The sequence below is a fragment of the Pelomonas sp. Root1217 genome, assembly GCF_001425705.1.
GTDB lineage: Bacteria > Pseudomonadota > Gammaproteobacteria > Burkholderiales > Burkholderiaceae_C > Pelomonas.
Map to the genome: position 1 here is coordinate 1 of NZ_LMDC01000006.1, position 26,655 is coordinate 26,655.

At 68.2% G+C, this 26,655-nt stretch carries 24 protein-coding genes; 2 read left to right on the forward strand and 22 right to left on the reverse strand.

What is annotated here, in order from left to right; translation table 11 throughout:
* The 11 genes from ASC95_RS08380 to ASC95_RS08425 form a co-directional block, all read right to left on the reverse strand.
* Positions 1–480, reverse strand: a 480-nt coding sequence (locus ASC95_RS08380) for a DUF1593 domain-containing protein (RefSeq protein WP_157256021.1), incomplete at its 3' end; no start/stop codon positions are given.
* Positions 481–497: 17 nt separating this feature from the next.
* Positions 498–1,415, reverse strand: a complete 918-nt coding sequence (locus ASC95_RS08385; protein WP_057297309.1) for an esterase family protein — start codon at positions 1,413–1,415, stop codon at positions 498–500.
* Between the two features lie 24 nt (positions 1,416–1,439).
* Positions 1,440–2,450: a hypothetical protein gene (locus ASC95_RS08390; protein ID WP_057297310.1), complete on the reverse strand. Its 1,011-nt coding sequence runs from the start codon at positions 2,448–2,450 to the stop codon at positions 1,440–1,442.
* A gap of 37 nt (positions 2,451–2,487) precedes the next feature.
* Positions 2,488–3,441, reverse strand: coding sequence for a PA14 domain-containing protein (locus ASC95_RS08395; RefSeq protein WP_057297311.1), 954 nt, complete (start codon positions 3,439–3,441; stop codon positions 2,488–2,490).
* Between the two features lie 193 nt (positions 3,442–3,634).
* Entirely contained in the window at positions 3,635–4,849 is a 1,215-nt protein-coding gene (locus tag ASC95_RS08400; protein ID WP_057297312.1) for a DUF418 domain-containing protein, read from the reverse strand.
* A gap of 177 nt (positions 4,850–5,026) precedes the next feature.
* Positions 5,027–7,882 carry a beta-galactosidase GalA gene (gene galA, locus ASC95_RS08405; protein WP_082567619.1) on the reverse strand — a complete coding sequence of 952 codons (2,856 nt, stop codon included), beginning with the start codon at positions 7,880–7,882 and terminating at the stop codon, positions 5,027–5,029.
* A complete protein-coding gene (locus tag ASC95_RS08410) occupies positions 7,879–9,000 on the reverse strand; it encodes a glycoside hydrolase family 5 protein (protein WP_082567620.1) in 1,122 nt (373 codons plus the stop codon). The genes galA and ASC95_RS08410 overlap by 4 nt, the downstream gene beginning before the upstream one ends.
* A gap of 42 nt (positions 9,001–9,042) precedes the next feature.
* Complete coding sequence (locus tag ASC95_RS08415; RefSeq protein ID WP_057297328.1) at positions 9,043–10,683, reverse strand: alpha-L-fucosidase; 1,641 nt, start codon at positions 10,681–10,683, stop codon at positions 9,043–9,045.
* Positions 10,684–10,769: 86 nt separating this feature from the next.
* Complete coding sequence (locus tag ASC95_RS30440) at positions 10,770–10,916, reverse strand: hypothetical protein (RefSeq protein ID WP_157256023.1); 147 nt, start codon at positions 10,914–10,916, stop codon at positions 10,770–10,772.
* A 69-nt stretch (positions 10,917–10,985) separates the two neighbouring features.
* On the reverse strand, positions 10,986–12,548 hold the full coding sequence (locus ASC95_RS08420; RefSeq protein WP_057297314.1) for a family 43 glycosylhydrolase: 1,563 nt from the start codon (positions 12,546–12,548) through the stop codon (positions 10,986–10,988).
* A 58-nt stretch (positions 12,549–12,606) separates the two neighbouring features.
* Positions 12,607–13,920, reverse strand: a complete 1,314-nt coding sequence (locus tag ASC95_RS08425) for a GDSL-type esterase/lipase family protein (protein WP_057297315.1) — start codon at positions 13,918–13,920, stop codon at positions 12,607–12,609.
* A gap of 405 nt (positions 13,921–14,325) precedes the next feature.
* Here ASC95_RS08425 and ASC95_RS08430 point away from each other — a divergent pair, with 405 nt between their 5' ends.
* Both ASC95_RS08430 and ASC95_RS08435 read left to right on the forward strand, forming a co-directional pair.
* Positions 14,326–15,054, forward strand: coding sequence for a FadR/GntR family transcriptional regulator (locus tag ASC95_RS08430; RefSeq protein ID WP_057297316.1), 729 nt, complete (start codon positions 14,326–14,328; stop codon positions 15,052–15,054).
* Positions 15,055–15,197: 143 nt separating this feature from the next.
* Positions 15,198–15,929: a FadR/GntR family transcriptional regulator gene (locus tag ASC95_RS08435; protein ID WP_057297317.1), complete on the forward strand. Its 732-nt coding sequence runs from the start codon at positions 15,198–15,200 to the stop codon at positions 15,927–15,929.
* 20 nt (positions 15,930–15,949) lie between these two features.
* Here ASC95_RS08435 and ASC95_RS08440 read toward each other — a convergent pair whose 3' ends face one another.
* The 11 genes from ASC95_RS08440 to ASC95_RS08490 all read right to left on the reverse strand — a co-directional run.
* Positions 15,950–17,485, reverse strand: coding sequence for a UxaA family hydrolase (locus tag ASC95_RS08440; protein ID WP_057297318.1), 1,536 nt, complete (start codon positions 17,483–17,485; stop codon positions 15,950–15,952).
* A complete protein-coding gene (locus tag ASC95_RS08445; RefSeq protein WP_057297319.1) occupies positions 17,475–17,804 on the reverse strand; it encodes an L-rhamnose mutarotase in 330 nt (109 codons plus the stop codon). Before ASC95_RS08445 ends, ASC95_RS08440 begins: the two co-directional genes overlap by 11 nt.
* A gap of 13 nt (positions 17,805–17,817) precedes the next feature.
* A complete protein-coding gene (locus ASC95_RS08450) occupies positions 17,818–18,948 on the reverse strand; it encodes a D-mannonate oxidoreductase (RefSeq protein ID WP_057297320.1) in 1,131 nt (376 codons plus the stop codon).
* A gap of 157 nt (positions 18,949–19,105) precedes the next feature.
* Positions 19,106–20,116 (reverse strand): zinc-binding alcohol dehydrogenase family protein, encoded by a 1,011-nt coding sequence (locus ASC95_RS08455; RefSeq protein WP_057297321.1) that lies wholly within the window; start codon positions 20,114–20,116, stop codon positions 19,106–19,108.
* Positions 20,117–20,120: 4 nt separating this feature from the next.
* A complete protein-coding gene (locus tag ASC95_RS08460; protein WP_057297322.1) occupies positions 20,121–20,969 on the reverse strand; it encodes an amidohydrolase in 849 nt (282 codons plus the stop codon).
* On the reverse strand, positions 20,969–21,988 hold the full coding sequence (locus ASC95_RS08465; protein WP_057297329.1) for an aldo/keto reductase: 1,020 nt from the start codon (positions 21,986–21,988) through the stop codon (positions 20,969–20,971). The genes ASC95_RS08460 and ASC95_RS08465 overlap by 1 nt, the downstream gene beginning before the upstream one ends.
* Positions 21,989–22,019: 31 nt before the next feature.
* Complete coding sequence (locus ASC95_RS08470; RefSeq protein ID WP_057297323.1) at positions 22,020–22,961, reverse strand: ABC transporter substrate-binding protein; 942 nt, start codon at positions 22,959–22,961, stop codon at positions 22,020–22,022.
* A gap of 30 nt (positions 22,962–22,991) precedes the next feature.
* Positions 22,992–23,975 (reverse strand): ABC transporter permease, encoded by a 984-nt coding sequence (locus tag ASC95_RS08475; RefSeq protein WP_057297324.1) that lies wholly within the window; start codon positions 23,973–23,975, stop codon positions 22,992–22,994.
* Entirely contained in the window at positions 23,972–25,534 is a 1,563-nt protein-coding gene (locus ASC95_RS08480) for a sugar ABC transporter ATP-binding protein (protein WP_057297325.1), read from the reverse strand. The genes ASC95_RS08475 and ASC95_RS08480 overlap by 4 nt, the downstream gene beginning before the upstream one ends.
* Positions 25,535–25,629: 95 nt before the next feature.
* Positions 25,630–26,391 carry a transporter substrate-binding domain-containing protein gene (locus tag ASC95_RS08485; protein ID WP_082567621.1) on the reverse strand — a complete coding sequence of 254 codons (762 nt, stop codon included), beginning with the start codon at positions 26,389–26,391 and terminating at the stop codon, positions 25,630–25,632.
* Between the two features lie 18 nt (positions 26,392–26,409).
* The coding region (locus ASC95_RS08490; protein ID WP_200960106.1) for an MFS transporter at positions 26,410–26,655 on the reverse strand (246 nt) is incomplete at its 5' end.

A 26,655-nucleotide genomic window follows, 5' to 3' on the forward strand; every position in this document is an offset into this window, starting at 1 on the left:
ACCGCCAACCTTATCGTCGCAGCGGGCGCAGAGCGGGCGCGGATCGGGGCGTTCGAGCTCACGCAGCAGCAGCTCGGAGCCGGGGCTGTCACGGCCATCACCGATGGCCTGCAGGCCGTACCCGAGCTGCCCCGTCACGACGCGGGCCAGCAGCTGCGCGGCATCGGGATAGGCGCGGTCATGCTGGCGCAGCCGGGGCAGCACCTGGGCGTAGCGCTGGATCACCCGTTTGATCGACTCGGGATGCACGCCCTGCTTCATGTGCACCGAGGTCGTGGCCACGAGGCCGCGCAGCTCGATGTTGTTGGCGTAGAGCAGCAGCCGCACCAGTGACTGGGTATCGTCGGGCTCGTTCTCGATGTCGGTGAGGACGATGAGGCGCGGCTTGACGGCCGGCGCTTCGGGCGCGGTGGAGGCGGCTGAAGCGCCGCCCGACAGCATGAGCGCGCCGAGCAGCGCGGCGAATGCGAGTCTGCGCATGTAGATCGGAGTCCTGCTCAGCGGAACAGCCGCTGCGAGAAGTGGAAGAGGTTCTCGGCCCAGCTCTCGCGGTCGTGGCCGGACTCGTCCACGTTCCACAGGTGCGGGATGCCGCGCTCCTTCAGCGCGCGGTGCACGGTCTGCGAGACGTTGATCAGGCCGTCCTTGTTGCCGCAGGACAGGTAGAGCAGCGCGAGCTGGCGCCGCGCGGCGGCAGGGTCGGGCAGCAGTTCGGCGGCCGGCTTGGTATTGGGCGCCGAGGAGAACCCGCCCACCGACGCAAAGGTGTCGAGGTGGGCCAGGCCGAAGTTCAGCGACTGGCCGCCGCCCATCGACAGGCCGGCCAGCGCGCGGTGCTGGCGGTCTGCCAGCGTGGGGTACTTGGCGTCGACCGCCGGGATCAGGAACTCGATCAGGTCGCGCTCGAACTTGGCGAACCCGGCCGCGTTCTCCGCCGTGAACACGCGGTCCGCGGGCGGCGAATTGTCATCGGGCAGCGCGCGGCCGTTGGGCATGACGACGATCATCGGCAGCGCCTTGCCATCGGCGATCAGGTTGTCCAGGACGGTGTTGGCCCGCACATAGCCCTGCCATTCGTGCTGGTTGCCGCCGATGCCGTGCAGCAGGTAGAGCACGGGGTAGCGCTTTTGAGCCGAGTAGCCGGGCGGCAGGTAGACGACGGCCATGCGCCGCGTGCCGGTGACGCCGGAGGCGTAGCTCAGTTCCTCGATGCGTCCCGGCGCCACGCCGGGGCGCGGATCGGCGAAGCCGGCGGGCGGCGCGGGGAAGGCGCGCACGTCGTCGGCGGCGAGGGTGATCGGGCGGCCAAAGTTGGCGCGCGCCCGATCAGGCGTGACGGTCTCGACGCCTTGCGCCGAGGCGGCGGTGGCGAGTGCCAACAGGGCGATGGTGGCCAGGGTCTTGGTGTGTTGCATTTGGAGTGCTCGTGTGCGAATTGATCAGCTCTTGCGCCCGCGTCGCCAGGCGTCGACCACCTGCTTGGTCAGCGCGTCGGCCTCGCGTTGCTGCGTGGCAGTGAGGGGCGCCGACGGGATCATCTGTGAGATGGCATCGACGATTTTCCCCATCGTCTTTCCCATGCCCGGCATGCGCTCTTCCTGGATCTGGACATAGGCATTCCTGTAGCCGTTGCGCTGTGTCGGCGTGATGCCCATGCCGAGCGCCGCATCGCCGGATGCCATGGCAAGCGCCGTCAACGTGTCAGGGTCGCCCGCCTGGGCAGCCTGGCGCACATCGGCTTGCAGCTTGGCAATCAGCGCCGGGTCCGCCTTGCCCTTGGCGTCGGGAGCCTGCAGCGCTTGCAGATAGGCCATCGCCGCTCCTGCGGCCTTGCCGTCATAGGCCTTCTGCAACAGCTCGTCGCTGCTCGCGAGCGTGGCGGCGTCGAAGACCTGGCAACGCCGCTGCTCGCGCTGGGCATGGGCGATCTGCTCGTTGCTCACGCCTTCCTCGCCGCCCATGTCCTTGATCGCTTTCTTGACATTGGCTGACAACAGGTCCGGTTGATCGCGGACGGCGAAGAGGGCTTCCGGGGCCTTGGCCGCGGTCGCGCATTGCTGCAGCGTCTTGGCCGCTTTCAGCGCATCTTCGGCAGTCCCGCCATTCAGGCCCAGTTGTACCTTGCGCAGGGACTCGGTCGGTGATTCGCCTTCGGGCAGTGCTGCGACGTTGGTGCGACCGGGCAGCACGGGTGTACTCGCGGCAGGCGCGGGTCCTGACTGAACCGCGACGGCCGCCGCGCTGGCCACTTCGGCTGGTGTTGCGGGTGTTACAAGCGTTGCGGGCATTGCGGGCATTGCGGGCGCCGAAGCCTGCACGGCAACCGGCGTTTCGCTGGCTGGCTTGTGACCGTACAGCCAGGCAGCGGCACCGCCGGCAAGCAGCAGCACCGCGGCGCCCACCGCATTGCGCGTTCGGTGGCTGGCCTGATCCTTCTGTGTCTTCTCCAACTTATGTACTCCCTGGGATCGTCGGCTGTCGCCGGGCCTACTGCGGAGCCGACGCGGCTGCGGCTGCGCCCGCCGGGCGCCCGAGCAGCCGGCGCGGGATGTACTGATAGTCCTTCCCCTCAGGTTTCTTCCAACCCAGGATCAGCGCGAGGCCAAAACCCGGCCCCTGGAAGTAGCGCACACGGAAATTGCGCAGGCCCTTGGCCAGCTTCACGGTTTCCATCAGCGGATACGCCGCATGGATGCCGTCGTTGTTGATCACCTCCACGTCATCCACGGTCAGGATGGCCCCATCGTCAGACAGCAGCATGAGGTCCATGGTGAGGTCCTGCGGCATATTGACGGTGAAGCGGATGTCCAGCCCGAACCATTCGTTCATGTCCAGGCCTGGGAAGCCGTCGCGGAAGTCACGCGGTGTGACGTCCAGCTGAGCCAGGCAGACGGTCTTGATGGGCTTGCTTCGGCGCATCTCTGTCACGGACTTGGTATCACGGCGCAGGCGGTAGACCTCGGCCACCATCTGCCGATCCGGTGCATCCGCGCATTCTTCAAACAGCTTGACCGGCGCCGCGCTGGCGGCCGGGGCGGCCGCGGTGGTCACCGGGGCGGTCACGGCCGGAGGCGGGGGCAGGGGCGGGGCCGCCATCGCGGGCTGAACGGGTGACGGCGCAGGCGCGACCTTGGGCACCTCGATCACCGGGAGTTCGGGCATGGGCGGCATGCTTGGGGGCGGCAGATCGGGCATCTTTGGGGCGGGTGGCGGGGGCTCGGGAGGCTTTGGCGGGGTCTTGAGCTCAACGATGCTCACGTCCGTGATGCGGGGCTTCTCCGGAGGGGGCACGCGAGTGCGCCACATCAGCACCGCCGCCAGCAGGATGAGATGGACGATCACTGCAATGGTCAGTGCATAGCCGTTGACCCCACGTCGCCATTGCTGCTGCTTTCCGATTTCGGTCGTGGGCTTGTCGGGCTCGGGTGGTATCGGGTTCATGGTCTTCTACTTCAGCAATTCAGATAGGGTGGTATGGGTCCGGGAGGTCTATTTCACGATGACGAGGAAATCGAACACATGCGAACAACACAGCAGGGCAAGCATGGCCAGCCAAAGGCGCGGCCGTCCAGGCCTTTGGTCGGTTTCATGAGCGTTATCCCCGGTTTCTTGATGTTTTGCATTGATCGGAGGTTCAGTTCCCGGCGAGGCCCATCGACGTGCGCCGCAACGGCAATTGCAAGGTCCTCAGCGTCGCAGCCCGCCACAACCATTCCAGCGGACCGTAGGCGTAGCGCGCCAGCCACCAGCGCGCGAAGGCCAGTTGCAGGACGAACACGCCGATACCGAAGCCCAGCGCCATGAAGGGGCCGACGTGGCGGTACATGGCCAGGCCAAAGCCGTAGAAGAAGGGCACGCCGATCACTGCCTGCGTGACGTAGCCGGTGAGGCTCATGCGGCCGTAGGGCGCCAGCAAAGCCAGCAGGCGGCCGGTCCGCGCCCAGCCGTAGAGCAGCACGAAACCGCCGGCCCAGACGGCCATCTGCGCCAGGTTGCCCAGCATCTTGACCAGGTTGGCAACGGCCATGTGGCGCAAGCCCTGCAAGCCCAGCGTGTCGACGCCTTGCCCGACGAGCCACATCAGCAACGAGCCGGCAATGCCGGCTGCCAACGCTCGCCAGGCCAGGCGCCGCAGCCGTGCCGGTTCGTGCAGCACGCCACTGCGGCCCACCTGCAGCCCGCAGACGAACAGGCCCAGCATCTGCGGCCAGCGCCAGGTCTCCAGCACCCACCACCACTTGGCGGCCTGGCCGGTCCAGGTGTTGATGGCCAGCACGTCGGCGAAGTTGCCGTGGGCGTACACCGGCTCGGTCTGCCCATACAGCCCCCAGTGGCGAGGGTAGCCAGGCTGGTAGGCCGCGTCGCTCAACACGCGCACCACTTCCGGCCATTGCGGTAACTGCAGCAACAGCAACACCGCCACGGCAAGGAGTGCGCGCGTGCCCAGTCGGTTCAGCAGCACGAGTGGCAGGCCGAGCACGGCGATGACGGCCAGGATGTCGCCGCAGAACAGCAGGCCGTGCACATAGCCGATCGCGCCCAGCAGCACCAACCGCCACAGGAAACGCACCGAGGGGTGGTCGGCCTTCGCCTGCCAGCTCTGCAGCGTGATGTGGAAGCTGATGCCGAACATCAGCGCAAAGATGGCGTAGGCCTTGCCACCGAACAGCAGGAAGGCCCAGTGCTTGGCATGGCCGTCCAGCGCTGTCAGCCAGGCCGGGTAGCCCTCGGGTGACGCACCGAAGTCCCAATGCTCCACGGCATGCAGCAGCAGGATGCCGAGCAGCGCGGAGCCGCGCAGCGCGTCGAGGAGGTCCAGCCGCTGCGCACGGGGCAGGGCGCCGGTCATGCACCGCCCCTGGCCAACACCTGGCCAAGGCAGGCCACATGCAAGGGGAGCCGGGCAACCGGCTCGCTGGCGGGACCCCAACCCACGATGAGGATGCGATTGAAGCTCTGGCTCACGAGGGGCTCATTGAGTTTGGTCGCCGGTTCCAGAGGGCGGTGGGATCGCGGGTGGCGCGGCTCAGAAGGCGTCGAGCGTCAGGCTGCCCAGGTCCAGGCCGTCGCCGCGGGCGCGCAGCGTGGCGCGCCCCGGGCTGCCGGTGGATTGCAGGATCACCTGTGCCTGGCCGTTGAATACGCTGCGCTGCCACGGCCCGGCGGCGGTCGTGGTGCGCAGCGTGGCCCAGCGACGGCCGCCTTGTGCGTCGTCGAAGAGCTTGCGCGTGCCACCAGCCGGCGTGGCGAAGACCAGGCTGAGCGTGTTGCTGTCGTTCAACTGCGCCGGGTCGAGGTCGATCACGCCCATGCCTTCCTCGGGCCGCGGCGTCACCGCGCGGCCGTTCACGTAGACCTTGACGCCGGGTGCGATGTCGCCCATGAAGAGTGATGCGCGTCCTGCCGTTGCCGGGCGTGCAAAGCTGGCATGCACCACGTTCCAGGCGCTGTCGGCCGGTTGCGCGTCGGCGGGCACCCAGGCGAAGGGGTCACGCCCTTTGGCCTCGCCGGCACCGGCCAGCAATGCCGGGGCGTCTTCCGAACGTGCCACGCCTTGCAGGCGCCAGTGGCCGAGCGCGGCGTAGCGATGGAACTCGGCCGGCTTGTCGGCCTCGTGAGAACCCGGGTCGCCGTTGCCCATGCCGATCAACCGCGCGGGGCCTGAAACCTCGAAACTGAGACGCTGGCTGGCGGTTGGCACGACGCGGCCTTCACGGTCAACGACGCTGACACGCACCACCGCCACGTCGTCGCCATCGGCGCGAATGCGCGCGCGGTCGGCTGTCAGCCGCACGGCGCTGCCGTTGCCCGTGGTGGCCACGGTCTCGGTCACCACGAGCTTGCCAGCCGTGTAGCCACGCGCCACCAGACTGCCCGGCGCGTAGGGCACGCTCCACTGCAGGTGGGTGTAGCGCGCCAGCGGCTTGCGGCCGAGCGAGTTGCCGTTCAGCAGCAGTTCCACCTCGTCGGTGTTGGCGTAGACGCGCACATCGATGGGCTGGCCTTCGCGGCCGGGCCAGTTCCAGTGGGGCAGCACATGCACCATCGGCTCAGACGTCCACGCGGCCTTCAGGTAGTAGCCGCTGTCCTTGAGCGCGCCGGTCGTGTCCATCATGCCGAACTGCGAGGAGACGGCGGGCCAGCCGTAGGGCGTGGTCTCGCCGCGGTAGTCGAAACCCGTCCAGACGAACATGCCGGCCATGAAGGGGCGCTCGGCGTTGAAGCGCCAGGCCTCCTCGATGGACGCCGTCGACGCGCCGCCGGAGCGCTTGTCATAGGCGGCGACGTGCACCCGCGCCGGATCGTCGGCATAGATGCCGCGCGTGGCATAGGTCAGGCCTTCCTCGGTGACGACGGACGCGCGCTCGGGGAAGCGCTTGTGCATCGCGTCGATGTCGTGCTGCGCCTTGTAGTTGAAGCCCAGCACCTGCGAGCCCGCCGCCGTGCCCTCGGTCCCGCCGGAACTGGAGGCGGCCAGCGTGGCGGGGCGTGTCGGGTCCATGCGATTGACGATGGTTTGCATCTCGCGCGCCAGGCGGGTGCCGATCTCGCTGTTCTCGATCGCCCATTCCTCGTTGCCGACGGACCACAGGATGACCGACGGATGGTTGCGGTCACGCCGCACCATGCGTTCCATCTCGTCGCGAATCTGCGGCGCGGTGCCCATCATGCGGTGCTCGTCGATGACGAGGATGCCGAGGCGGTCGCAGGCGTCCAGCAGCTCGGGCGTGGCCGGGTGGTGCGCCGAGCGGATGGCGTTCACACCCATGTCCTTGAGCATCTTCAGCCGCGAGTCGTGCATGGCATCCGGCAGCGCGACGCCGATGCCGGCATGGTCCTGGTGGTTGTTGGTGCCGTGCAGCTTGACGTGCTGGCCGTTCAGGAAGAAGCCCTGGTTCGCGTCGAAGCGCAGCGTGCGGATGCCGAACGGCGTGTCGTACTTGTCGACCAACTGCCCGCCGCGCTTCACCTGCGTTGTCAGCGTGTAGCGCTGCGGCGCTTCAAGCGACCACAGCTTCGGTGCGGTCACGCGCAGCGTGGCGCTGGCCTCGGCGGTGGCGTCGGCCGCCACGCGCCGGGCGGGCACGCCGCCCCGTGCGACGACGCGGCCCTCGGGGTCACGCAGCTCGTGTTCCAGGCTGAAGGATTCGGCGGCCTTGCCGTCGTTGCGCACCGTCACGTCAACGGCCACGTCGGCGCGGTTGCCGTTCACCGTGGCGCGCACGAAAGTGCCCCAGTGGTCCACGTGCAGTGGCTCGGTCTGGGTCAACCAGACATGGCGGTAGATGCCTGCGCCTTCGTACCACCAGCCTTCCTGCGTGGTGGCATCCACGCGCACGGCGACGACGTTGCGGCCGCCGTAGTGCAGGTAGTCGCTGATGTCGACGCGAAAGCTCGAGTAGCCGCTGGCCTCGTGGCGCAGATAGTGGCCGTTGACCCAGACCACGCTGTCGCGGAAGACGCCGTCGAACTCCAGCGCGATGCGCTTGCCCTTCGCTGTCGAGGGGACGTTCAGCTCGCGCCGATACCAGCCGACGCTGTTCTCCGGAAAAGCCCTGCCGATGGCCTTGGAGCCGTGCGTCGTGCTGCCGCGTGCGTCGAAGGGCAATTCCACCGCCCAGTCGTGCGGCAAGTCGACGCGACGCCACGGCCGGTCGTCGAATTCGGCCGACGCAGGGCCGTCGCCAAAGCCGGCCTTGGCGAAGAAGAAGGCCCGCGTGCTGTGGTCGAAGTCCTGCGCCGGGTCATGCGCGTGGCCGAGCGCGAAGCGCCAGCCATCGTCGATGCGGGTGCGCTGGCGCGGGTTGTCATTGGCTGCGGCAGACCCCGCACACAGCGTCAGCGCGAGCAGCCAGGTGAAGAAGGAGGAGAGTTTGTTCATGGCTTCTTGGCGGTGTCGGCGGTGTTGGCGGCGTTGACGATGAGTTCGATGACGGCGTCCTTGCGCGCGCCCGTCTTGCGGTCGAACAGGCCGCCGGTGTCCCAGTAGACCGGCACCATGCCGTGGCGCACGGCCGAGCCGGTGATGTACTCGTTCCAGTACTTGCGATAGCGGTCCATGCCGGGGTAGGCGCGCTTCACGACGGTGGCGTATTCGCCCAGCACCACCGGCACGCCCTTGTCGATGAAAGCGGCCTTCAGCGCCTGGAAGGCGGCATCGACCTGGGGCTCGTTGGCCCAGGTCACGGTGGCCGCGGGGTCGGTGGCGATCTTGCCCCACTGCCAGATCTTGCTCTTGTCGTCGATGGTGAAGGGGAAGGGGTCGTAGTAGTGCACTTCCATCATCAGGCGCGCCGGCACGGTGTCGGCGGGCAGCTTGGCGTTGCACCCCAGCGCATCGATATGACTCGTGTTGTAGGACTGAACGATGAGGTGGCGCCTGGCGTTGTTGCCGCCGGTGGCGCGCACGGCGTTGACGAAGGTCTGGTTGAAGCTGTTCTGCACCGTGCAGTTCTCGGGCGTGGGCCGGCCGTATTCCTTCTCGATGTGCACTTCGTTCGTGCCCGCGAACAGCAGGTGGTCGTCATAGCCCTGGAAATTTTTGGCGATCTGGGTCCAGAACTTCGTCAATCTGGCGTTGACCTCGGCCTGCTTGGCGTAGGTGGGGTGATCCGCCCAGCCGCCGTCCCAGTGGGTGTTGATCAGCACGTACAGGCCGGCCTTGCGGGCGTAGTCCACCACCTGCGTGACGCGGGCCATCCAGGCCGGGCTGATGTTGCCGTCGGCGTCGGCGTACTGGTTCCAGGCCACGGGGATGCGCACGGTGTTGAAGCCGGCCGCCTTGAAAGCGTTCATCACCACCTGGTTGGCGGGCGGGTTGCCCCAGGCGGTTTCGCTCGGCACGGCCTCGAGCGTGTTGCCCAGGTTCAGGCCGGGCGACATCTCGCGGGAGAGCTGCAGGCTGGTCAGTTCGCGCATGCCGGTGGCGTCGGCGGCGCAAGCGGCAAACGCACCGGCCAGCCCGAGAGACAGCACAAGCGTGGAAAGAATTGATTTCATGGATCTGTCAGTGAACAGCCGTCGCGATGAGCAGGTTCAGCTTCATGCCAGGCCTGCGCCGCGGATCTTCAGCGCCACGGCCGGCGTGCCGGCGAGGCCCTCGGGCAGCTTCACCTCCAACCCCTTGCGGCTGCGCGTGAAGGCCAGGCTGTCCGGCGACCCCAGCACCTCGACGCGCTCGATGGCACCGGGCGCCAGCGCCGAGTCCTGCGCCAGCGCCTGGATGCGCAGCAGGCCGCCCTGGGGCCAGCCCAGTGCGATGGCGTAGAGGGCGCCGCCCTTGGTAGTGAAGCGGATGTCGTCGGCGCCGAATTTCGCCTTGCCTTCGCTGAACATGCCGCCGCCCACGCGGGTCGGGCCTTCGCCGAAGCTGCGCCAGGGCCGTGTGCCGTGGATGGCTTCGCCGTTGCGCCCCATCCACTCGGCCATCTGCTCGAGGAAGCGGCGCTCGTCGGTATCGATGCTGCCGTCGCCGCGAACGGGGATGGACAGCAGCAGGTTGCCGTTCTTGGAGACGATGTCGCACAGGTTGTGAATGACGCTGGCGGCCGACTTGTAGCTGTGGTTGTTGAAGACGCCGCGGTTGTAGTGCCAGTCGCCGATGCAGGTGTCGGTCTGCCAGGGCAGCGGCTCGATGCCTTCGCGCTGGCCGCGCTCGACGTCCTCGACGACGCCGGCACGCCGCTCGGGCGGCAGCATCTTGGCATTGACGACGGCCTCCAGCTTGCCGCCGTGCCAGGCCATGCTGGCGTTGTAGTAGTGCGCCGCGATGTCCAGCCCGGCCTGGCCCAGCGGCAGGCCGGAGTTATCGAAATAGACGAGGTCGGGCCGGTAGCTGTCGATGAGGTCGCGGCAGCGCAGAAACCACTGGCGGGTGAACGCCGGGTTGTGCGGCGGCGCCTTCTCGTCCCAGACGCGGTCGTTCTGCTCGTGCCATTCGTTGGCCGTGCGGAGGGTGTTGATGCCGTCGGGCATGACCATGTTGCGGCCGGTGTAGAGGTCCTGCGGGTCCAGGCCTTCCCACCAGGTGCCCTTGCCATCGGCCTTGGTCAGGCGGTAGGCGTCGTAGCGCTGGCCGGCCAGCGGGCCTTCGGGGTCGTAGCCATAGGCCGCCTGCTGCCAGTGCCAGGCATGCGCCGAATGGTTGCTGACGCCAAAGCGCAGGCCCTTGGCGCGCGCCACCTTGGCCCATTCGCCGACGAGGTCGCGCTTGGGGCCGACGCGCACGGAGTTCCAGCCGTGGTACTTGCTGTCGTAGGCGTCGAAGTTGTCATGGTGGTTGGCCAGCGCGACGAAGTACTTGGCGCCGGCCTTGGCGTAGAGGTCCATCAGCGCCTCGGGCTCCCAGGCCTCGGCCTTCCAGCGGTTCTGCATCTCCATGAAGCCGACCTTGGTCGGGTGGCCGTAGGTCTTCAGGTGGTGGTCGTACTGCCAGTTGCCCTGGAGGTACATGTTGCGGGCATACCAGTCGCCCATCTCGGGCACGCATTGCGCGCTCCAGTGCGCCCAGATGCCGAACTTCGCGTCGCGGAACCAGTCCGGCGTGCGGTAGCCGTCGACGAGGGAATCCCAGGTGGGCTTGAACGGGGCGGGCGCGGCTTGCGCAGCGGGCAGGCCGGTGACGCTGGCGGCAGCGGTGGCGGCCTGGAGGAAGGAGCGGCGGGTCGGGAGATGTGCGGACATGGTGATGCTGAATGTGGAGATGGGCATGGCGTGCCGAAGCACGCCATGCCCGTTTCGCGATGCCGGCCTCGTCGCCGGCGGGACGTCTACTTTGTAGCGTCGACGAGGGCCTTGACCAGGTCAGGCACTTGCGGCGCGCCGGTGTCAGCCATGCTGCTGTCGCAGCCCCTGGCTTGAGCCAGCGCTGGCAGCGCTGACAACAGGCACCGGCCCTTCAATAACTTGGACTTCATGGATCAACCTTTCTCTTGCGGATTTGCTCGGCGCGAATGTCTCCGTCACGCTCGGGCTTTGGAGGGATCTCAGGGCTCGGGCCTGATGCCGTTGTAGCTGAAATGGCGCAGGCGCACCTCGCCATCGCCAGCGGCGAACAGTGCCGGCCGCAGGCTTGCAAGGCTGTCGACGGCGGTCTGGTGCAGGGCCGAAACTTCCGTGAGCCACGGGTTGCAGGTCCAGGGACCGTCGCCGATCGCATGCTCGAAGGTCAGCAGGTGGCGGCGGTTCGTCACGCGCAGGCGGTGATGCCGTCCCTGCACCGCCTGCCGCATCCAGCCGTGGCGCTGGCCATAGCTGTAGGTGTACATATGGCCATCGCCGATGCCCACACCGACGAAGCCACGCGCGTCGTGGAAAAGCGCCAAACCGCCCTGGGCCGCACCTTCAAGCTCGAATTCGATCTCGGCGATGTAGCTGCGGTCGCCCGCGAGGCAGGTCAGTGGCGAGCAGTCGGACAGCCCCGTGCCCTTGCCGCGCAGCGTCAGGCCGGCGCCGTCGTAGCGGGCGCGCTGCAGGTCCTCGGGCGTTGCGTCCTGGAAGCTCCACTGCAGGCCGAGGCGGTCACTTGTGAAGTCGTCGCTGAGCGAGAAATCCGCTGCCACCACCGATCCACCGCGCGGCTTGCGCTGGGCCCGGTCGAGCGGGTCGCCATTGCTGCGAGGCCAGCCGTCGCGCGTCCATTCGACAGGCGCCAGCAGCACTTGCCGCCCAAGGGTGCGATAGCCGCTCTCCTGGCCGTGGCACAGCATCCACCAGTCGCCCGCCGGGCCGTCCACCAGGCTGGCGGGGCCGCTGGTGCGCCACGGTCCGTCCGCTGCGCTGTCGATCAGGCTGAACGGGCTGTCCTCCCAGGGCCCGGCAATGGAAGGCGCGCGCGCCACCTTGACCAGATGGCCGTCGAGCGCATTGGTGCTCTGTGCCTGGAGCCGGTAGAAGAAGTCACCCCGGCGCAGCAGCCTGGCGCCAGTGGCCGCCGCGGGTGTGCCGCTGCGAGCCGTCTCGGCATGGACAAGTCCACCGACCGTGGCCAGCCCGTCGTCCGTGAGGTGGACGCGCCGGTCGCCATTGACGAAGAGATGGCGCCTGCCGTCCTCGCCCACGACATGGGCCGGGTCCAGGCACCCATCCAGCCCGAGATCGACGGGATCGCTCCACGGCCCGCGGATGTCGTCGGCGTGCAGGACGTGGATGCCAATCCCCCGGTGCCGCAGCAAGGGGAGGTAGAGGAAGTAGCGGCCGTTGTGCCGGACAAGGTCCGTCGGCGAGCCCGTACCGAGCGGCTGGTTCAGCGCCGCAGCGATGGGCACCCAGTTCACCAGGTCGCGCGAATGCCAGATCGCGGCGCCTGGACAGGACTGCCGCGACGAGAAGGCCATGTAGTAGTCGGAGCCGTCCTTCAGGACGGCGGGGTTGGGATGGTCGCCGGCCACGACAGGGTTGCGAAAACTCCCGTCGCCCAGGTCCGCCAGCCGCTGGCCGTCGATGCCGCGGCCCCAGGACTGGGTGGCGCGGGCCGTGCCGGCGCTGCCGAAGGCTGCCACCACGGCCGGATGCCGCGGGGCCAGGGGCAGCGTGGCCGGCGTGTTCATGCCTTGGACGCGAATTGGCCGTGCGCCCATGCGCGACGCGGCTGGCCGCCGCCCGGCATCATGGCGTCGCCCTCAGCAGCTTCTGCAGCGTCGGCGCCATGGCTCGCTGCCAGATGTCGTAGCCCTTGGCGTTGGGATGCAGCAGGTCGGGCATGACGTCCTTGCCGAGCGTGCCGTCGGCGTTGAGCAGCGCGGCATTGATGTCCAGGAAGTGAACACTGCGGCCGTCGGCCAGGCCTTCGAGGAGCTTGTTGACGCGCTGGTTGATGCCGCGCAGGAAGTCGTCGGGCTTGTCGCCGCGCGGGAAGATGGCCAGCAGCAGCACCTGGGTTTTGGGTAGGCGCTGGCGCAGCTCGTCGAGCAGGCGCTTGATGCCGGCGGCCGTTCGCTCCGGCGCCTCGGCGCGGTGGCCGGTGTTGTTGGTGCCGATCATCAGCACGGCCGCCTTGGGCGCGATGCCGTCGACCTCGCCGTGCTGCAGCCGCCACAGCACGTTCTCGGTGCGGTCGCCGCCGAAGCCCAGGGCCAGTGCGTGCAGCGGCGCGTAGTGGCGCTGCCAGACCTCGCTGCCGTCCTTCTCCCAACCTTGGGTGATGGAGTCGCCGATGAAGACGACTTCGGGCGGCGTGCCCGCGGCGATCAGCCGGGCCTTCTCCTGCAGCTTCTGTTCGTGGCGCGGCTGCCACCAATCGACGGCCCAGGACTCGTTGAGCATGGCCGGCGTGACGGACTCGGTGCGGTAATCGGGGCAGGCCAGCCCGGCCTTGGCCGTGCGCGTGATGCGCACGTTGGCGACGCTGACCCGGCCCGTGCCGGTCGCGTCGATGGCGAACGGCAGCCTGACCTTGGAGAAGTCGGCGCCCTCACGCGCAAAGCAGCTCATGGCCACGGTGACGTGCTGCCAGCCCTTGCCGGCCCAGCTGCGCGCCGGCTCGATGAGGTTGACGCCGCGCTCGCAGCCATCACCGCAACTGAGCTTGGCACGCACACCGCCCTTGCCGAGTTCGGCCACATCGAGGTCGAACTCCAGCGTGCCGCCCAGGTAGGGACGCAGGTCCAGCGGCTCGCGGCTTTCGATGCGCAGCGTGGCCTGCCAGAGGTCCTTCCAGTCCAGCAGCAGGGCCTCGCGTTTGCCGCCGTTCATCAGTGCGCTCGCGGCCAGCGTGCTGGCTCGTGCGTAGTCGGCGGTCGGCGCCGGGACGACGACGCCGTCGCCTGTCAGCTCGACCTGGTTCTCCCAGTGGCCGACGACGGTGCGCCAGGCGGCCGATGGCGCCGGCAGCAGGGTGATGTCGGGCGCGGCCTGCGCCAGGGCGCCCGAGGCCGCCGTGGCGAGCAGCGCGCCGAGGAATGAATTGTGAACGCCGCTCATGTGTAGCGCCCCATCTTGACCCTGAGCATGCGCGGGTTCGCGACGAAGCGGCAGCGTCGGGTGCTGGCGAGGTTTGCGCATTTGCCATGCCGCTGCAGGACGGAAGTGATCTGTACGGCGGCCGGGGAAATGGCGGTTCGGCGGGACTGGTTCACTTTGTCTCTTGGGCTCTTTTGGCCTGCCGGGCCAATTGGCAGCGTTGTCATTTCAGATCGGTTCAGCGGCGTTCGGTAAAACCACTTTGGTATTGCCACTTTGCCATGGAGACTCGTTGGTCAGACCAGCAAATACCCGAATTGATCCCGCCATAACGACTATTCATTGGGCTTTTCGTGACATGAAGCCCAAGTTTTGCAATTTGAGGCGTTAGCATGTGGTCAGTCCAATCGCCACATTCAGGGAAACATGGCTCAACACCCTCGCGGTAGCGACACGCGCCGCCAGTACCAGTTGGTCGCGGACCGCATCCGAGCCTTGATCGAGACGGAAAGCCGAGAGCCCGGGTCGCGGCTGCCGGCGGAGCGTGACCTCGCCTTGCAGCTCGGTGTGTCACGGCCATCGTTGCGCGAGGCACTCATTGCGCTGGAGATCGACGGTCGCGTCGAGATCCGTGGCGGCTCGGGTGTGTATGTCTGTGCCGGCCAGGACCAGGGCGATGTGGCGACCTCGGCCTTGGGTGACAGCCCGGGCGAACTCATGCAGGCGCGGGTCGTCCTCGAAAGCGCGATCGTCACGCTGGCGGCGGCCCGGGTCACGCCGGCCGGCTTGCAGCGCATCGAGGAGGCCTTGCAGGCGATGCGTGAAGACCATGCCGTCGGCCGCAAGCCGGTCGAGGCGGACCGGCGCTTTCACTTGGGCATTGCCGAGATGTGCGGCAATGCGGTGCTCGTCGGCATGGTGGGAACGCTGTTCGATGGCCGTCACAGCCCGATCTCCTCGCGCATGAGCGGGCGCTTCGAGCCCACCCATGCCTGGCACGTGGCGCTGGCGGAGCATCAAGCCATCCTCCATGCGCTGGAGGCGCGCAACCCGCAAGCTGCAGCTGCGGCGATGGGCAGCCATCTGCTGGCGTCGCACGGCCGATGGATCGGCGAACCTTCCGATCCGCCCGCCGGGGCGGCTGTCGCCGACTGAGGCAACGACGAGCCTCGCGCCCGCATGGCGCCTCAAATAGTCAGATTCTTGAGCGATTTCGCCAGGGTTTTCCTTGCGAAGCCGAATCTTGCGCGCGGCGCGCGATAGCATTTGGTCAGTCCAATTTTTGATTCAAGTGAGCCATGACCAGTCAACCTCGCGGCGGCGGCGACGCGCGCCGCCAATATCAGCTGGTCGCGGACCGGATTCGCGCGTTGATCGAGACCGAAGGCATCGCCGACGGAGCACGCCTGCCGGCGGAGCGTGACCTGGCGCTGCAGCTGGGCGTGTCCCGGCCATCGCTGCGCGAGGCGCTGATCGCGCTGGAGATTGACGGCCGCGTCGAGATCCGCGGGGGCTCGGGCGTGTACCTGTGCGCCGCCACCGAGCGCGGCAATGCGGCGACACCCGCGTTGGGCGAGAGCCCCGCCGAGCTCATGCAAGCGCGCGTCGTGCTCGAAAGTGCGGTCATCACGCTGGCTGCGGCTCGGGTCACCAAGGCCGGGCTGAGGCGCATCGAGGACGCGTTGGAAGCGATGCGCGAAGACCACGCCCATGACCGCAAGCCCGTCGAGGCGGACCGGCGCTTTCACGTGAGCATTGCCGAAATGTGCGGCAATTCGGTGCTGGTCGGCATGGTGGGAACGCTGTTCGACGGCCGCCACAGCGCGATCTCCTCGCGCATGAGCGGGCGTGCCGAGTCAACTCACACCTGGCAGACGGCGATGGCCGAGCACGAAGCCATTCTGCAGGCGCTGGAGGCGCGCAACCCACAGGCCGCAGCAGCGGCCATGTGCAGCCATCTGCTGGCCTCGCACGGTCGCTGGATTGGTGAACCGTCCGAAGCGGGTGCGCGGCGCGCCGTCGCTGTCTAGGGCGGCGCCGGCGCCGCGCCTCACATGACGGCGCCCAGCTGCCAGGGCACGAACTCGTTGTCTCCCAGGCCATGCTGCTCGCTGAGCGTGAGACGCCCCGACGCCGTCTCCACGATCAGCCGGAACAGCGCCTCGCCCGCCTCGGCCACCGTTTGGGAGCCCTCGACGATGCCGCCGGCATTGAAGTCCATGTCCAGAGGCATGCGCTCGAACAGGCGGCTGTTGGTTGCGAGCTTCAGCGAAGGCGTGGGCTTGCAGCCATAGGTCGAGCCACGCCCCGTGGTGAAGCAGATCAGGTTGGCCCCACCGGCCACCTGGCCCGTGGCTGACACCGGGTCGTAGCCCGGCGTGTCCATGAACACCAGGCCGTGGGCCTGAACGGGCTGCGCGTACTCGACCACATCATTGAGCGTGCTGCTGCCGCCCTTGGCCACGGCGCCAAGCGACTTTTCGAGGATGGTGGTGATGCCGCCTGCCTTGTTGCCGGGCGACGGGTTGTTGTTCAGCTGTGCGCCGTGCAGCGCGGCATACGTCTCCCACCACCGGATGCGGGCCAGCAGGCGCTCGGCGACTTCGGGTGATGCCGCGCGGGCGGTGAGCAGGTGTTCAGCACCGTAGATCTCCGGTGTCTCCGACAGGATGGCCGTGCCGCCGTGGCGCACCAGCAGGTCTACCGCGGCGCCCAGCGCCGGGTTGGCGCTGATGCCGGAGTAGCCGTCCGAGCCACCACATTGCAGGCCGATGACGAGATGGGACAGCGCCACGGTGCTGCGCCGTGCCGTGCTTGCCTGCGCGGCCAGTTCACGGACGAGCTGCTTGCCCTGCTCGACGGCTTCGCGGGTGCCGCCGGCCTGCTGGATCGTCAGCACGTGGATGCGTTCGCGCGCCGCAGCAGGCAGGCCCTGCACCAGCGGGTCGACCTGATTCACTTCGCAGCCCAGGCCGATCAGCACCACGCCGGCAAAGTTGGGGTGGGTCGCGTAGCCGCGCAGCGTGCGACGCAACAGATCGAGACCTTCACCTTCGGCGCTCATGCCGCAGCCGCTGCCATGCGTGATGGCGACCACGCCGTCCACGCCCGGGAAGGCAGCCATTGCTTCTCCACTGAAAGCCTGGGCGATGGCCTTGCAGACGGTCGCCGAGCAATTGACGCTGGACAGCACGCCGATGTAGTTGCGCGTGCCGACACGGCCGTCGTTGCGCACGAAACCCTCGAAACTGACCGCATCGCCAGCGGCCAGCGGCGTCGCGGGCGAGCGGCGGGCCGCCTGCGGTGGCGACTCCCTGGCCATGTCGACGTTGTGCACATGCACATGGTCGCCGGCCTGGACGGCGGTGCTGGCCACGCCGATGGGCTGGCCGTACTTCAGCACCACCTCGCCGGGCGCGATGGCGCGCAACGCGATCTTGTGGCCCGCGTCGATGGCGGCGCGAACACGCAGGGCAGCACCACCCGGTGCGGCGATTTCTGCGTTTTCGGCCAACGCCACGCGCGCCACGGCGACGTTGTCGCTGGCATGCAGCAGGATCAGCGGCGGCGCTTCGTCAGTCGACATGGAAGACACACTCCATGGAGGCCCAGTGCTCGCCGGGCGCGCGGCTTTCCAGCGGACGCTGGCAGGGGCTGCAGAAGGTCCACCAGCGGCGGGTTTCAGCGTCGGCGGCAATGGCCGCCATGTCGGCCTCGTAGTCGCTGCCGTGGTACTCCCAGCAGCCGAACAGCAGGTTCTCCGGCTCGCGCAGGAAGATGCTGTAGTTGCGGATGTTGGAGGCGGCCAGGCGCGCCAGCACCGCGGGCCAGACGGCCGCGTGCAGGCGCTTGTATTCGGCGATACGGTCCGGCTCGATGCCGATCACCATGCCCATGCGTTGCATTGCGTGTTCCTTTTCAGTGGGTGGCCAGCGCCGCCGTCAAGCGGGGCTGCGCCAGGGCCGGCAGGTACTGCCGCGCCAGCTCGACGACAGGCTGCAGGCGCCGCGCCTTCTTCTGTTCGTGGTTCTGCGCGATGTCGGCCAGTCGGTGGGCCAGAAAGGGATTCAACAGTCGTTCGCGCAGGGCAACCAGGTAGTCCCGCGCCTGATCGCCCTGGCCCAGCGCGTCGAACACCGGCAGCACCTCCTGCTGCCAGGCGGCTTCGAGCGGCTCACGCAGCGCCGGGTCCTGCATGGCCTGCAGCACTGTCATGTCCGCTGCAAGGCGGCCCTTCTGCCATTGCTCGGCGAGCAGTGTGTGGCCCAGGTTGAGCAAGTAGAGTTTGAGCCGTTCGAAGCGCGCGAGATCGTCGGTGAGGACGACGTCGGGATGCCGACAAGGCAGCTGCAGCCGCGGCTGCGCCTCGACGGCCCACAGTGCATAGGGCTCGGCCACGGCGCCGACCGGCTCCAGGGCCTCGGACACGATGCGATCCACCAGCGAATTGGCCCAGACCGGCCGGGCCTGCAGCCAGTCGACGAAGGCCGGCGTGCACTGCCATTGGCGGGCCAGCGCCACGACGAGGTCGCGCAGCGCATCGCCGTTGCGCGACACCAGCTCGCAGGGCAGCAGCGTCAGCTCGGCGTCGGGCTGCGCCTGCCAGCGGTCGTGCAGCAGCACGAGCAGCTTGGCGGGGAAGGACGAGGGCGCCGCGGCGTCGCCGGACAGCAGGACAGCGCCGTCAGCCGGGTTCAAGGCCCAACCGCCGTCGCCGGTGTTGGAAACGATCACCTGCACTGGCCCGCGCATCCGCGCCCGCACGGCGGGCCAGTCCGTCGCGGCATGGAAGGCTTCGCGCACCGAGCGACAGGTTCTGCGTTCCTCCACGGGCTGGCCTTGAGCCAGGCCGCGCACGATGACGTCGAAGCCTTCGGCACGCGCCATGGCGCGGGTGCGCATCGTGCTGGCCGGGTTGCCGGTGCTCTGTACCACCGTGATGCCGCCCAGCGCCTTGCCGCGCTCGGCAGCTTCGCTGACGAAAAGGTCTACATGGGCCTGCAGGAAGCGGCTGGTGCCGAACTGCAGGATGGGCTGGCCTGAGCTCATGGGTGCCGAGCGGTTTCGAATTCAGGCATTGCGGGCCGAGCGCCGGGCCGCTCCCAAGCCGGCCCGCCAGGGCGATGTGCTTGCCGGTCGAACCGGCAAGCATCGCCGTCCCCGCGGGGGACCGGCCAAGGTACTCCTTGGACGAGGGGCTTCATGCTCAGCATTCGACGATGGCTTTGATGACGCCCTCGGCAGGGTCCAGCAGGCGGGGGAAGCCGGCGGGCACATCGGCCAGCGTCAGTCGGTGGGTGGCCAGCGCCACGTCGGGCACCAGGCCCTCACGCATCGCCTTCATGACGGTCTCGAAGTCTTCGGTCGTGGCATTGCGGCTGCTGAGCAGCGTCGCCTCGCGCTTGTGGAACTCCGGGTCGGAGAAGCGGATGTCGCCCTGCACGATGGACACCAGCACATAGCGCCCGCCATGGGCGATGAAGCGAAAGCCGCGCTCCATGGCTCCTGGGTTGCCGGTGGCGTCGAACACCACGTCGAAGAACTCACCCTCGGTGAGGCGCGACAGTTGCTCCTCGTCGCCGTCACCCACGGCCACGGCCGCAGTGGCGCCGGCATGGCGCAGCGCGAAATCGAGGCGGTCCTGGCGGCTGTCGAGGGCGGTGACGATGGCGCCGCGCAGGCGGGCGAACAGCATCGCACCGACGCCGATGGGACCTGCGCCCACCACCAGCACGCGCTGGCCGGCCGCAACTTCGCCCCGGCGCACCGCGTGCGCGCCGATGGCCAGGAACTCCACCATCGCGGCCTGGTCCAGCGTGATGCCATCAGCCTTGCCGACGAAGCGCTGCGGCACGCTGACATATTCGGCGAAGGCGCCGTCGCGGTGCACACCCAGCACCTGGATGCGCACGCAGCAGTTGGTCTTGCCCTGGCGGCAGGCGATGCAGTGGCCGCAGGACAGGTAGGGCATCACGTAGACCGCGTCGCCCGGCGCCAGGCCGCTGTCGGCGTCGGCTTCCTCCACGATGCCCGACAGCTCGTGCCCCATGACGCGCGGGTAGCTGAGGTAGGGCTGGTGGCCGGTGAAGATGTGCAGGTCGGTGCCGCACACGCCCACGCGCTTCACACGCAGCAACACCTCGGCAGGGCCGCGCTCGGGGCGAGGGCGTTGGTGAGCGACGAGAACGCCCGGGGATTCGCAGGAAACAGTCAACATGGTTCTAGGTGGTGAAGGCGAGGCGGTAGAGGCGAGCGGCATTGCCCCCGAAAAGCGCCCGCAGGTCGTCAGGCTGGGGAACCGGATGGAATTGGCGGGCCAACTGGTGGGCGAGCTGCCACCAGTCGGCGTAGTCGGCGGCCAGACGCAGCACGGGCCAGTCGCTGCCCCACAGCAGGCGGCGCGGGCCGAACAGCGCCCAGAGCGCCTGGGCGTATGGGTGCAGGGCCGCCGCATCGCGGCGTTCACCCGCTTCGGTCAGCAGGCCCGAGAGCTTGCAATGCACCTGGGGGAGGGCGGCCAATGCGGCGATGTCGTTGCGCCAGGGCTCGAGCTCGCCGCGCGCGATCAGGGGTTTGGCGGCGTGGTCGATGACGAGGTTCAACCGCGGGTGGCGTGCGGCGAAACGGCACAGCGCCGGCAACTGGCGCGGCAGCACCAGCGCATCGAACACCAGGCCATGGCGCTGCATGGCCTCGGCGGCCGGGGTGCAGGCCGGGTCGGCGATCCAGTCGTCTTCAGGAAGGTCCTGCAGCATCGGACGCAGGCCCTTGAGCAACGGGTGGCGGGCCAGCGCTTCGATCTGCTCGGCCGCGTCAGCAGCCTTGAAGTCCACCCAGCCGACGACGCCGCGCACCCAGGGCGTGCGCTCGGCCAGCGACAGCATCCAGCGCGTGTCTTCGATGCTCGGCAAGGACTGCACGAGCACGGTGGCGTCAATGCCGGCGGCCTGCAAGTGGGGTGCGAGGTCCTCGGGGCCGAAGTCGCGGTGGATGGCCTGCAGCGAGGCGGGCGGCCACTGGCCCTCGCGATCGGCCAGGCGCCAGAAGTGCTGATGTGAGTCGACCTTCATCAGTCGTCCTGGAGCCCGCCCTCGGGCAGGGGCGCATTGCTGGCGATGAGGCCACGGCCACGCAGCCGATGCCAGAGCTCACGCGGGATGGGGCGCTCCAGCCAGGCGGCGTTGGCCGCGACCTGCTCGGGCGAGCGCATGCCTGCCAGCACGCTGACCACGGCCGGATGCGCCAGCGGAAACTGCAGCGCCGCGGCCTGCAGCGGCACGCCGAACTCGGCGCAAGTCCCGTCCAGTGCCTGGGCCTGGCGCATCACCTGCGGTGGCACGCCGCCATAGTTGTACTTGGCCTGCCCGGCCAACAGCCCCGAATTGAAGGGGCCGCCAATGACGACGCGCACGCCCGCCGTAGCGCATTGGTCCAGGAAGGCCAGGCTGCCCTGTTCCAGCAGCGTATAGCGGCCGGCGAGCAGCACGCAGTCCAGTGGTGCAACAGCGATGGCGTCCTGCGCCACTTCCCATTCGTTCACGCCCAGGCCGATGGCCCGCACGACGCCCTGGCTGCGCAGCTCCTCCAGCGCCCGGAAACCACCGGTGGTCAGCGCGTGCCAATGGAGGTCGTGCTGGTCGCCGTGAGTCAAGCGGCCGATGTCGTGGACGAGCAGCATGTCGATGCGCGCCAGTCCCAATCGCTGCAGGCTGTCCTCGAAAGAGCGCAGCACGCCGCTGTAGCTGTAGTCGTACACCGGACGGAAGGGCAGGGGATTGGCCCAGCCGTCGCTGCCGGCGGCCACCTTTGGATCGGGATGCATGAGGCGCCCGACCTTGGTGGACAGCACGAAGCTGTCCCGCGGCTGGCGCGACAGGAACTCGCCGACGCGGTGCTCGCTGCGCGTGTAGCCGTAGAAGGGGGCCGTGTCGAAATAGCGCACGCCGGCGCTCCAAGCGGCCTGCAGTGTCGCGATGGCCGCAGCGTCATCCACGGCCTCGTAAAGGCCGGCCAGGGCCGCGGCGCCCAGCCCCAGCGTCGTCAGCTGCAGGCCGGCGCCGGGAAGAAATTGGCTGGGAAGGGGGTTCAAGCGCGGCATTGCAGTTCGTCGCGGATCGACTTCAGTACAGGACGGCCTTGGCCTCGGGCGACTGCAGGTTGGCCTTGTTGACCCACACGACGCCGGTGTCGCGGAACTTGGGCACGGGCTTCTTCTGCAAGACGTCGGAGATGGTCTTGACGCCCAGATAGCCCATCTGGAAGGAGCTCTGCACCGCGATGCCCGCGAGCGTGCCGTCCTGGACGAACTTCTGCAGGTCCTGGTTGCCGTCAAAGCCGATGGCAACCAGCTTGCCCGCGCGGCCGCTCTGCACCAGCGCGCGCCCCATGCCGACGGCGGTGGGCTCGTTGGCGCCGAAGATGGCCTTCAAGTCGCGGTGCGCGGCCAGCACGTCCGTGGTCTGGTTCATGGCCGTGGCCATCTGCGACTGCGAATAGAAGGGCCCGACGATCTCGAGCTTGGAGTGGGCCTTCAGATAGCTCGTGAAGGCGCCGACGCGGCCGACCTCGGAGCCCGCCCCGGCCACGAAGGACATGACGGCCACCTTGCCGGTGGTGCCGATCTTGTCGATCAACTGTTTGGCGCAGAGCTCACCGGCGGCGCGGTTGTCGGTCGTCAGAAAGGACTGGTAGTAGGGCTTGCCGGCCTCGGACACGTGCGAGTCGATCAATACGACGGGGATGCGCGCTTCCCAGGCCTTCTTGATGACCGGCACCAGTGCATCGGGGTCCGACGGGCCGAGCACGATGCCGGCGACCTTGCGATTGATGGCGTTCTCGACGAGGTTGACCTGGTCGGCAATGGCAGATTCGCTGGCCGGGCCGGAGAAGGTCAGCGTGTGGCCGGCGATCTCCTTGATCGCGGTCTCGGCGCCCTTGTTGACGTTCTGCCAATAGGTCGAATTGGTGGTCTTGACGATGACGGCGATTTCGCCGGCTTGGGATGCGGTGCCGAGCAGCGCCAGGCAGGCACTCACGAGCGCGTGGATCAAAGGACGGGGCATGGGATGTCTCCTGAGGAATGGAACCGGTCTTCAGCGCCGGTTGCGGAGTTGGTCGATCCAGACGGTGACGAGGATGACCAGGCCGATGATGATCTGCTGGGTGAAGGACGAGACGCCGTTCATGTTCAGCCCGTTGCGCAGGATGCCGATGACGAAGGCGCCGATGAGCGTGCCGGAGATGGTGCCGACGCCACCGAGCAGCGAGGTGCCGCCGATGACGGCCGCCGCGATGGCATCCAGCTCGTACATGACACCCTCGTTGGGTTGCGCGGTGACGAGGCGGGACATCAGCACGCAGCCGCACAGGCCTGCCAGTGCGCCCGAGGCCACGTAGGCGAACATCGCGACGCGGCCGACGTTGACGCCCGACAGCCGCGCCGCCTCGCCGTTGGAACCGACGGCGTGCAGATGCCGGCCCAGCGTCGTGCGCCGCAGCAGGATGCCCGCGACGATGGCCAGCACGACCATCAGCAGCACGGGGTAGGGGATGCCGGGGAAGACGATGTCGGGGAAGCCCTGTTCGTCGATCTTCTCGATGCGCCACAGCGCGCCGTTGCCCAGTTCGCCAAAGGCTTCGCCCAGACCGGAGATGGCCCGCGCGTCGGTCAGCTGCAGCGCGACGCCGCGCGCCACCAGCATCATGCCCAGCGTGGCGATGAAAGGCGGCAGGCGCAGCCGGGTCACGCACAGGCCGTTGATGGCACCGCACAGCGCGCCGACGACGACGCCGATGGCCATGGCCGGCGGCACCGGCATGCCGTTCTTGACCAGCATGCCCGCCACCACGCCCGACAACGCCAGCACCGAACCCACCGACAGGTCGATGCCACCGGTCAGGATGACCAGGGTCGCGCCGATGCCCAGGTAGACGATGGTGCTCACCTGCAGCGACACCGTCATCGCGTTGCCGACCGAGAAGAAGGCGTTGCTCGTCAGCGAGAACACCAGCACCAGGATGAGCAGGCCCGCCAGCGCAGCGAATTTTTGGATCAGGTCTTTCTGGCGGTCGTTCATGTCGTCGGTTCAAGGGATGCCACGGAGGGCTTGGCCGGCTCGGATGAGCCGACGGAGGCATGGTGCATGATGTCGTGCTGGCTGCACGTGCGGGTGTTCAGCAGCGTGGCGAGCTGGCCTTGCCGGAACACCGCCACGCGGTCGCTCAGGCCCAGGATCTCCGGCAGCTCGGAGCTGATCAGCACGACGCCCACGCCTTCGGCCGCGAGCCGGTCCATCAGCTCGTAGATGGCGTACTTGGCGCCCACGTCGATGCCGCGGGTCGGCTCGTCGAACAGGATCACGCGCGCTTCACGGAACAGCCATTTGGCAATCACCACCTTCTGCTGATTGCCGCCCGACAGCAGCCGGGCGATCTGGTCCGGCGACGGGGTGCGGATGCCGAGCTGGCTGATGAAGCGCTCGGCCGTGCTGCGCTCGCGCGCCGCGTCGATGAAGCCCATGCTGCTGGCCAGCTCGCCCAGGTTGGCCAGCGTGATGTTGTGGGCCACGCTCATCTTCACCGCCAGGCCATGGGCTTTGCGGTCTTCGGAGACGTAGGCGATGCCGGCAGCGATGGCATCGCGCGGCGAGCGGAGCTGCAGGCGTTGGCCATCCAGTTCGATCTCACCGCCATCGACAGCATCGGCACCGAAGATGGCCCGCGCGACCTCGGTCCGGCCGGCGCCGACCAGGCCGGCAAAGCCGAGGATCTCGCCGCGCCGCAGCTCGAAATCCAGCGGCCCGAAAACGCCCTCGCGCCGCAGGCCGCGCACGCGCAGCAGCACGTCGGCGGAGGGTTGGCGCGTGGCCGGGGGGAACTGCTGGTTCAGCTCGCGGCCCACCATCAGGCTGACGATCTCGTCGATCGACGTGTCGCCCCAGTGTCGGGTGGTGACGTAGTGGCCGTCGCGCAGCACGGTGACGCGGTCGACGATGTGGTCCAGTTCGTCGAGCCGGTGCGAGATGTAGACGATGCCCACGCCGGAGCGCTTGAGTTCCTGAACCACCGCCAGCAGTCGGGAAGCATCCGCCTCGCCGAGCGATGACGTGGGTTCGTCCATGATCAGCAGCCGCGCATCCATGGACAGTGCCTTGGCGATCTCGACCATTTGCTGCTGCGCGATCGACAGGGCCGAAACCTCGGTATCCGGGTCGATGTCCATGCCAAGCCGCTGCAGGCAGGCGAGCGCGCCTTTGCGCTGGCGGGCCCGGTCTACCAACCAGCCCCGCCGCGGCTCGCGGCCCAGCCAGATGTTCTCGGCCACGGTCAGGTGGGGCACCAAGTTCAGCTCCTGGTGAATCATGACGATGCCGAGTTGCTGCGCGTGATGCAGGCCGTCGATGCGAACGGGCTGGCCGTCGATGCGGATCTCGCCCTCATCGGGCGTGTAGACGCCGCTGAGGATCTTCATCAGCGTCGACTTGCCGGCGCCGTTCTCGCCGCAAATGGCGTGCACTTCGCCACGGCGCACTTCAAGCTCGACGCCGGCCAACGCCGTGACGTTGTCGAAGCGCTTGCAGACGCCTTGCATGCTGAGCAGCGGTGAAGTGACGGAGTCAGCCTGGAGCAGGGGCATCTCGGTGAGAAATTCAGACGGCGTGATTTGTGGTCATGCCACTTTGCCACAAGGGAAATTTGGTCAGACCAGTGAATACCCGGGGCACGGATCGCTCAACGATAGCGGTTCAGCAGCTTGTCCAGCGTCCCATCGGCCCGCATGCGGTCAATGGCGCGGTTAAGCGGCTGCAGGAGCCCGGCCTTGGCCGGCGACAGCGCGCAGCCAAGTTGGTAGTGCTCGACCTCGATCACCTCGCGCAGGCTGGGTGTCGGATGGCGTTTCAGGTAGTAGGCCAGGGCGTCGCGGTCCGTGACCGCGTAACGGATCCGGCCCAGCGCCAGCCGGCGCAGATTCGTCTCCGCGTCGGCGACGTCCTCGCGCGGGATGGGTCGGGTCAGCGCCTGGTCGATCACCGGGTAGCGGTAGCCCAGCACTGTGCCCAGGGGCTCGTCGCGCAGATCCTGAAGCTGCGACACCGGCGGCGCATTCGGGCCGGCCGCGATGATGCCGGTGCCCGACAGAAAAGGCTGCGTCCACAGCAGGTCGGCCTCTAGCCATTCTGGCTTGGCATAGCACAGCAGGTCCGCCGCGCCCGTGGCGACGGCTGGCGCCGCGCGCTTGCTGGGAAACGGCAGGAAGACGGGGTTCAGCCCGAGCCGCTGGGCCAGCACCTCGCCGAGATCCTTGAGCAGACCTTCGGCGGCGCGCTTGTCGGCCATCCTGAGCATGGGCATCGACTGGTTGGTCGGCGCCACGATGCGCAGGTCGGCGTCAGCCAGGCAGGGAAGCCCCCAGGTCAGGCAGCCCGCGATCAGCGCGAACCGAGTTCGTCGAACCCAGCATGGTCCTGGACGTGGGCTGGCTGGAGGCGTCATGAAGAAAGTGCCTTTGGGTCATACCTGGCCCCGCGTCGCCTCGAGCTGGCGGCGGATCTCCAGCATGCGCTTCTCGGTCAGCTCAAAACGCAGCAGCGACACCAGCGCCAGCACCAGGCCGATGACGGGGATGGTGGACAGCAGGATGCGCATCATGAAGATGGCGTGCGGCGTCTGCAGGGCCTCCAGCTTGGCGTCAAAGCCGGTGAACTGCAGGATCCAGCCCGACGCGCCCGTGCCCAGCGCGATGCCGACCTTGGAGAT

Coding starts and splice junctions, on each gene's coding strand:
- ASC95_RS08430 (WP_057297316.1), top strand. CDS start 14,326: ATGGCTCAACACCCTCGCGGTAGCGACACGCGCCGCCAGTACCAGTTG.
- ASC95_RS08385 (WP_057297309.1), bottom strand. CDS start 1,415: ATGCAACACACCAAGACCCTGGCCACCATCGCCCTGTTGGCACTCGCC.
- ASC95_RS08395 (WP_057297311.1), bottom strand. CDS start 3,441: ATGAACCCGATACCACCCGAGCCCGACAAGCCCACGACCGAAATCGGA.
- ASC95_RS08455 (WP_057297321.1), bottom strand. CDS start 20,116: ATGTTGACTGTTTCCTGCGAATCCCCGGGCGTTCTCGTCGCTCACCAA.
- ASC95_RS08400 (WP_057297312.1), bottom strand. CDS start 4,849: ATGACCGGCGCCCTGCCCCGTGCGCAGCGGCTGGACCTCCTCGACGCG.
- ASC95_RS08425 (WP_057297315.1), bottom strand. CDS start 13,920: ATGAGCGGCGTTCACAATTCATTCCTCGGCGCGCTGCTCGCCACGGCG.
- ASC95_RS08450 (WP_057297320.1), bottom strand. CDS start 18,948: ATGAGCTCAGGCCAGCCCATCCTGCAGTTCGGCACCAGCCGCTTCCTG.
- ASC95_RS30440 (WP_157256023.1), bottom strand. CDS start 10,916: ATGAAGTCCAAGTTATTGAAGGGCCGGTGCCTGTTGTCAGCGCTGCCA.
- ASC95_RS08435 (WP_057297317.1), top strand. CDS start 15,198: ATGACCAGTCAACCTCGCGGCGGCGGCGACGCGCGCCGCCAATATCAG.
- ASC95_RS08470 (WP_057297323.1), bottom strand. CDS start 22,961: ATGCCCCGTCCTTTGATCCACGCGCTCGTGAGTGCCTGCCTGGCGCTG.
- ASC95_RS08440 (WP_057297318.1), bottom strand. CDS start 17,485: ATGTCGACTGACGAAGCGCCGCCGCTGATCCTGCTGCATGCCAGCGAC.
- ASC95_RS08445 (WP_057297319.1), bottom strand. CDS start 17,804: ATGCAACGCATGGGCATGGTGATCGGCATCGAGCCGGACCGTATCGCC.
- ASC95_RS08420 (WP_057297314.1), bottom strand. CDS start 12,548: ATGAACACGCCGGCCACGCTGCCCCTGGCCCCGCGGCATCCGGCCGTG.
- galA (WP_082567619.1), bottom strand. CDS start 7,882: ATGAACAAACTCTCCTCCTTCTTCACCTGGCTGCTCGCGCTGACGCTG.
- ASC95_RS08480 (WP_057297325.1), bottom strand. CDS start 25,534: ATGCCCCTGCTCCAGGCTGACTCCGTCACTTCACCGCTGCTCAGCATG.
- ASC95_RS08475 (WP_057297324.1), bottom strand. CDS start 23,975: ATGAACGACCGCCAGAAAGACCTGATCCAAAAATTCGCTGCGCTGGCG.
- ASC95_RS08485 (WP_082567621.1), bottom strand. CDS start 26,391: ATGACGCCTCCAGCCAGCCCACGTCCAGGACCATGCTGGGTTCGACGA.
- ASC95_RS08410 (WP_082567620.1), bottom strand. CDS start 9,000: ATGAAATCAATTCTTTCCACGCTTGTGCTGTCTCTCGGGCTGGCCGGT.
- ASC95_RS08415 (WP_057297328.1), bottom strand. CDS start 10,683: ATGTCCGCACATCTCCCGACCCGCCGCTCCTTCCTCCAGGCCGCCACC.
- ASC95_RS08460 (WP_057297322.1), bottom strand. CDS start 20,969: ATGAAGGTCGACTCACATCAGCACTTCTGGCGCCTGGCCGATCGCGAG.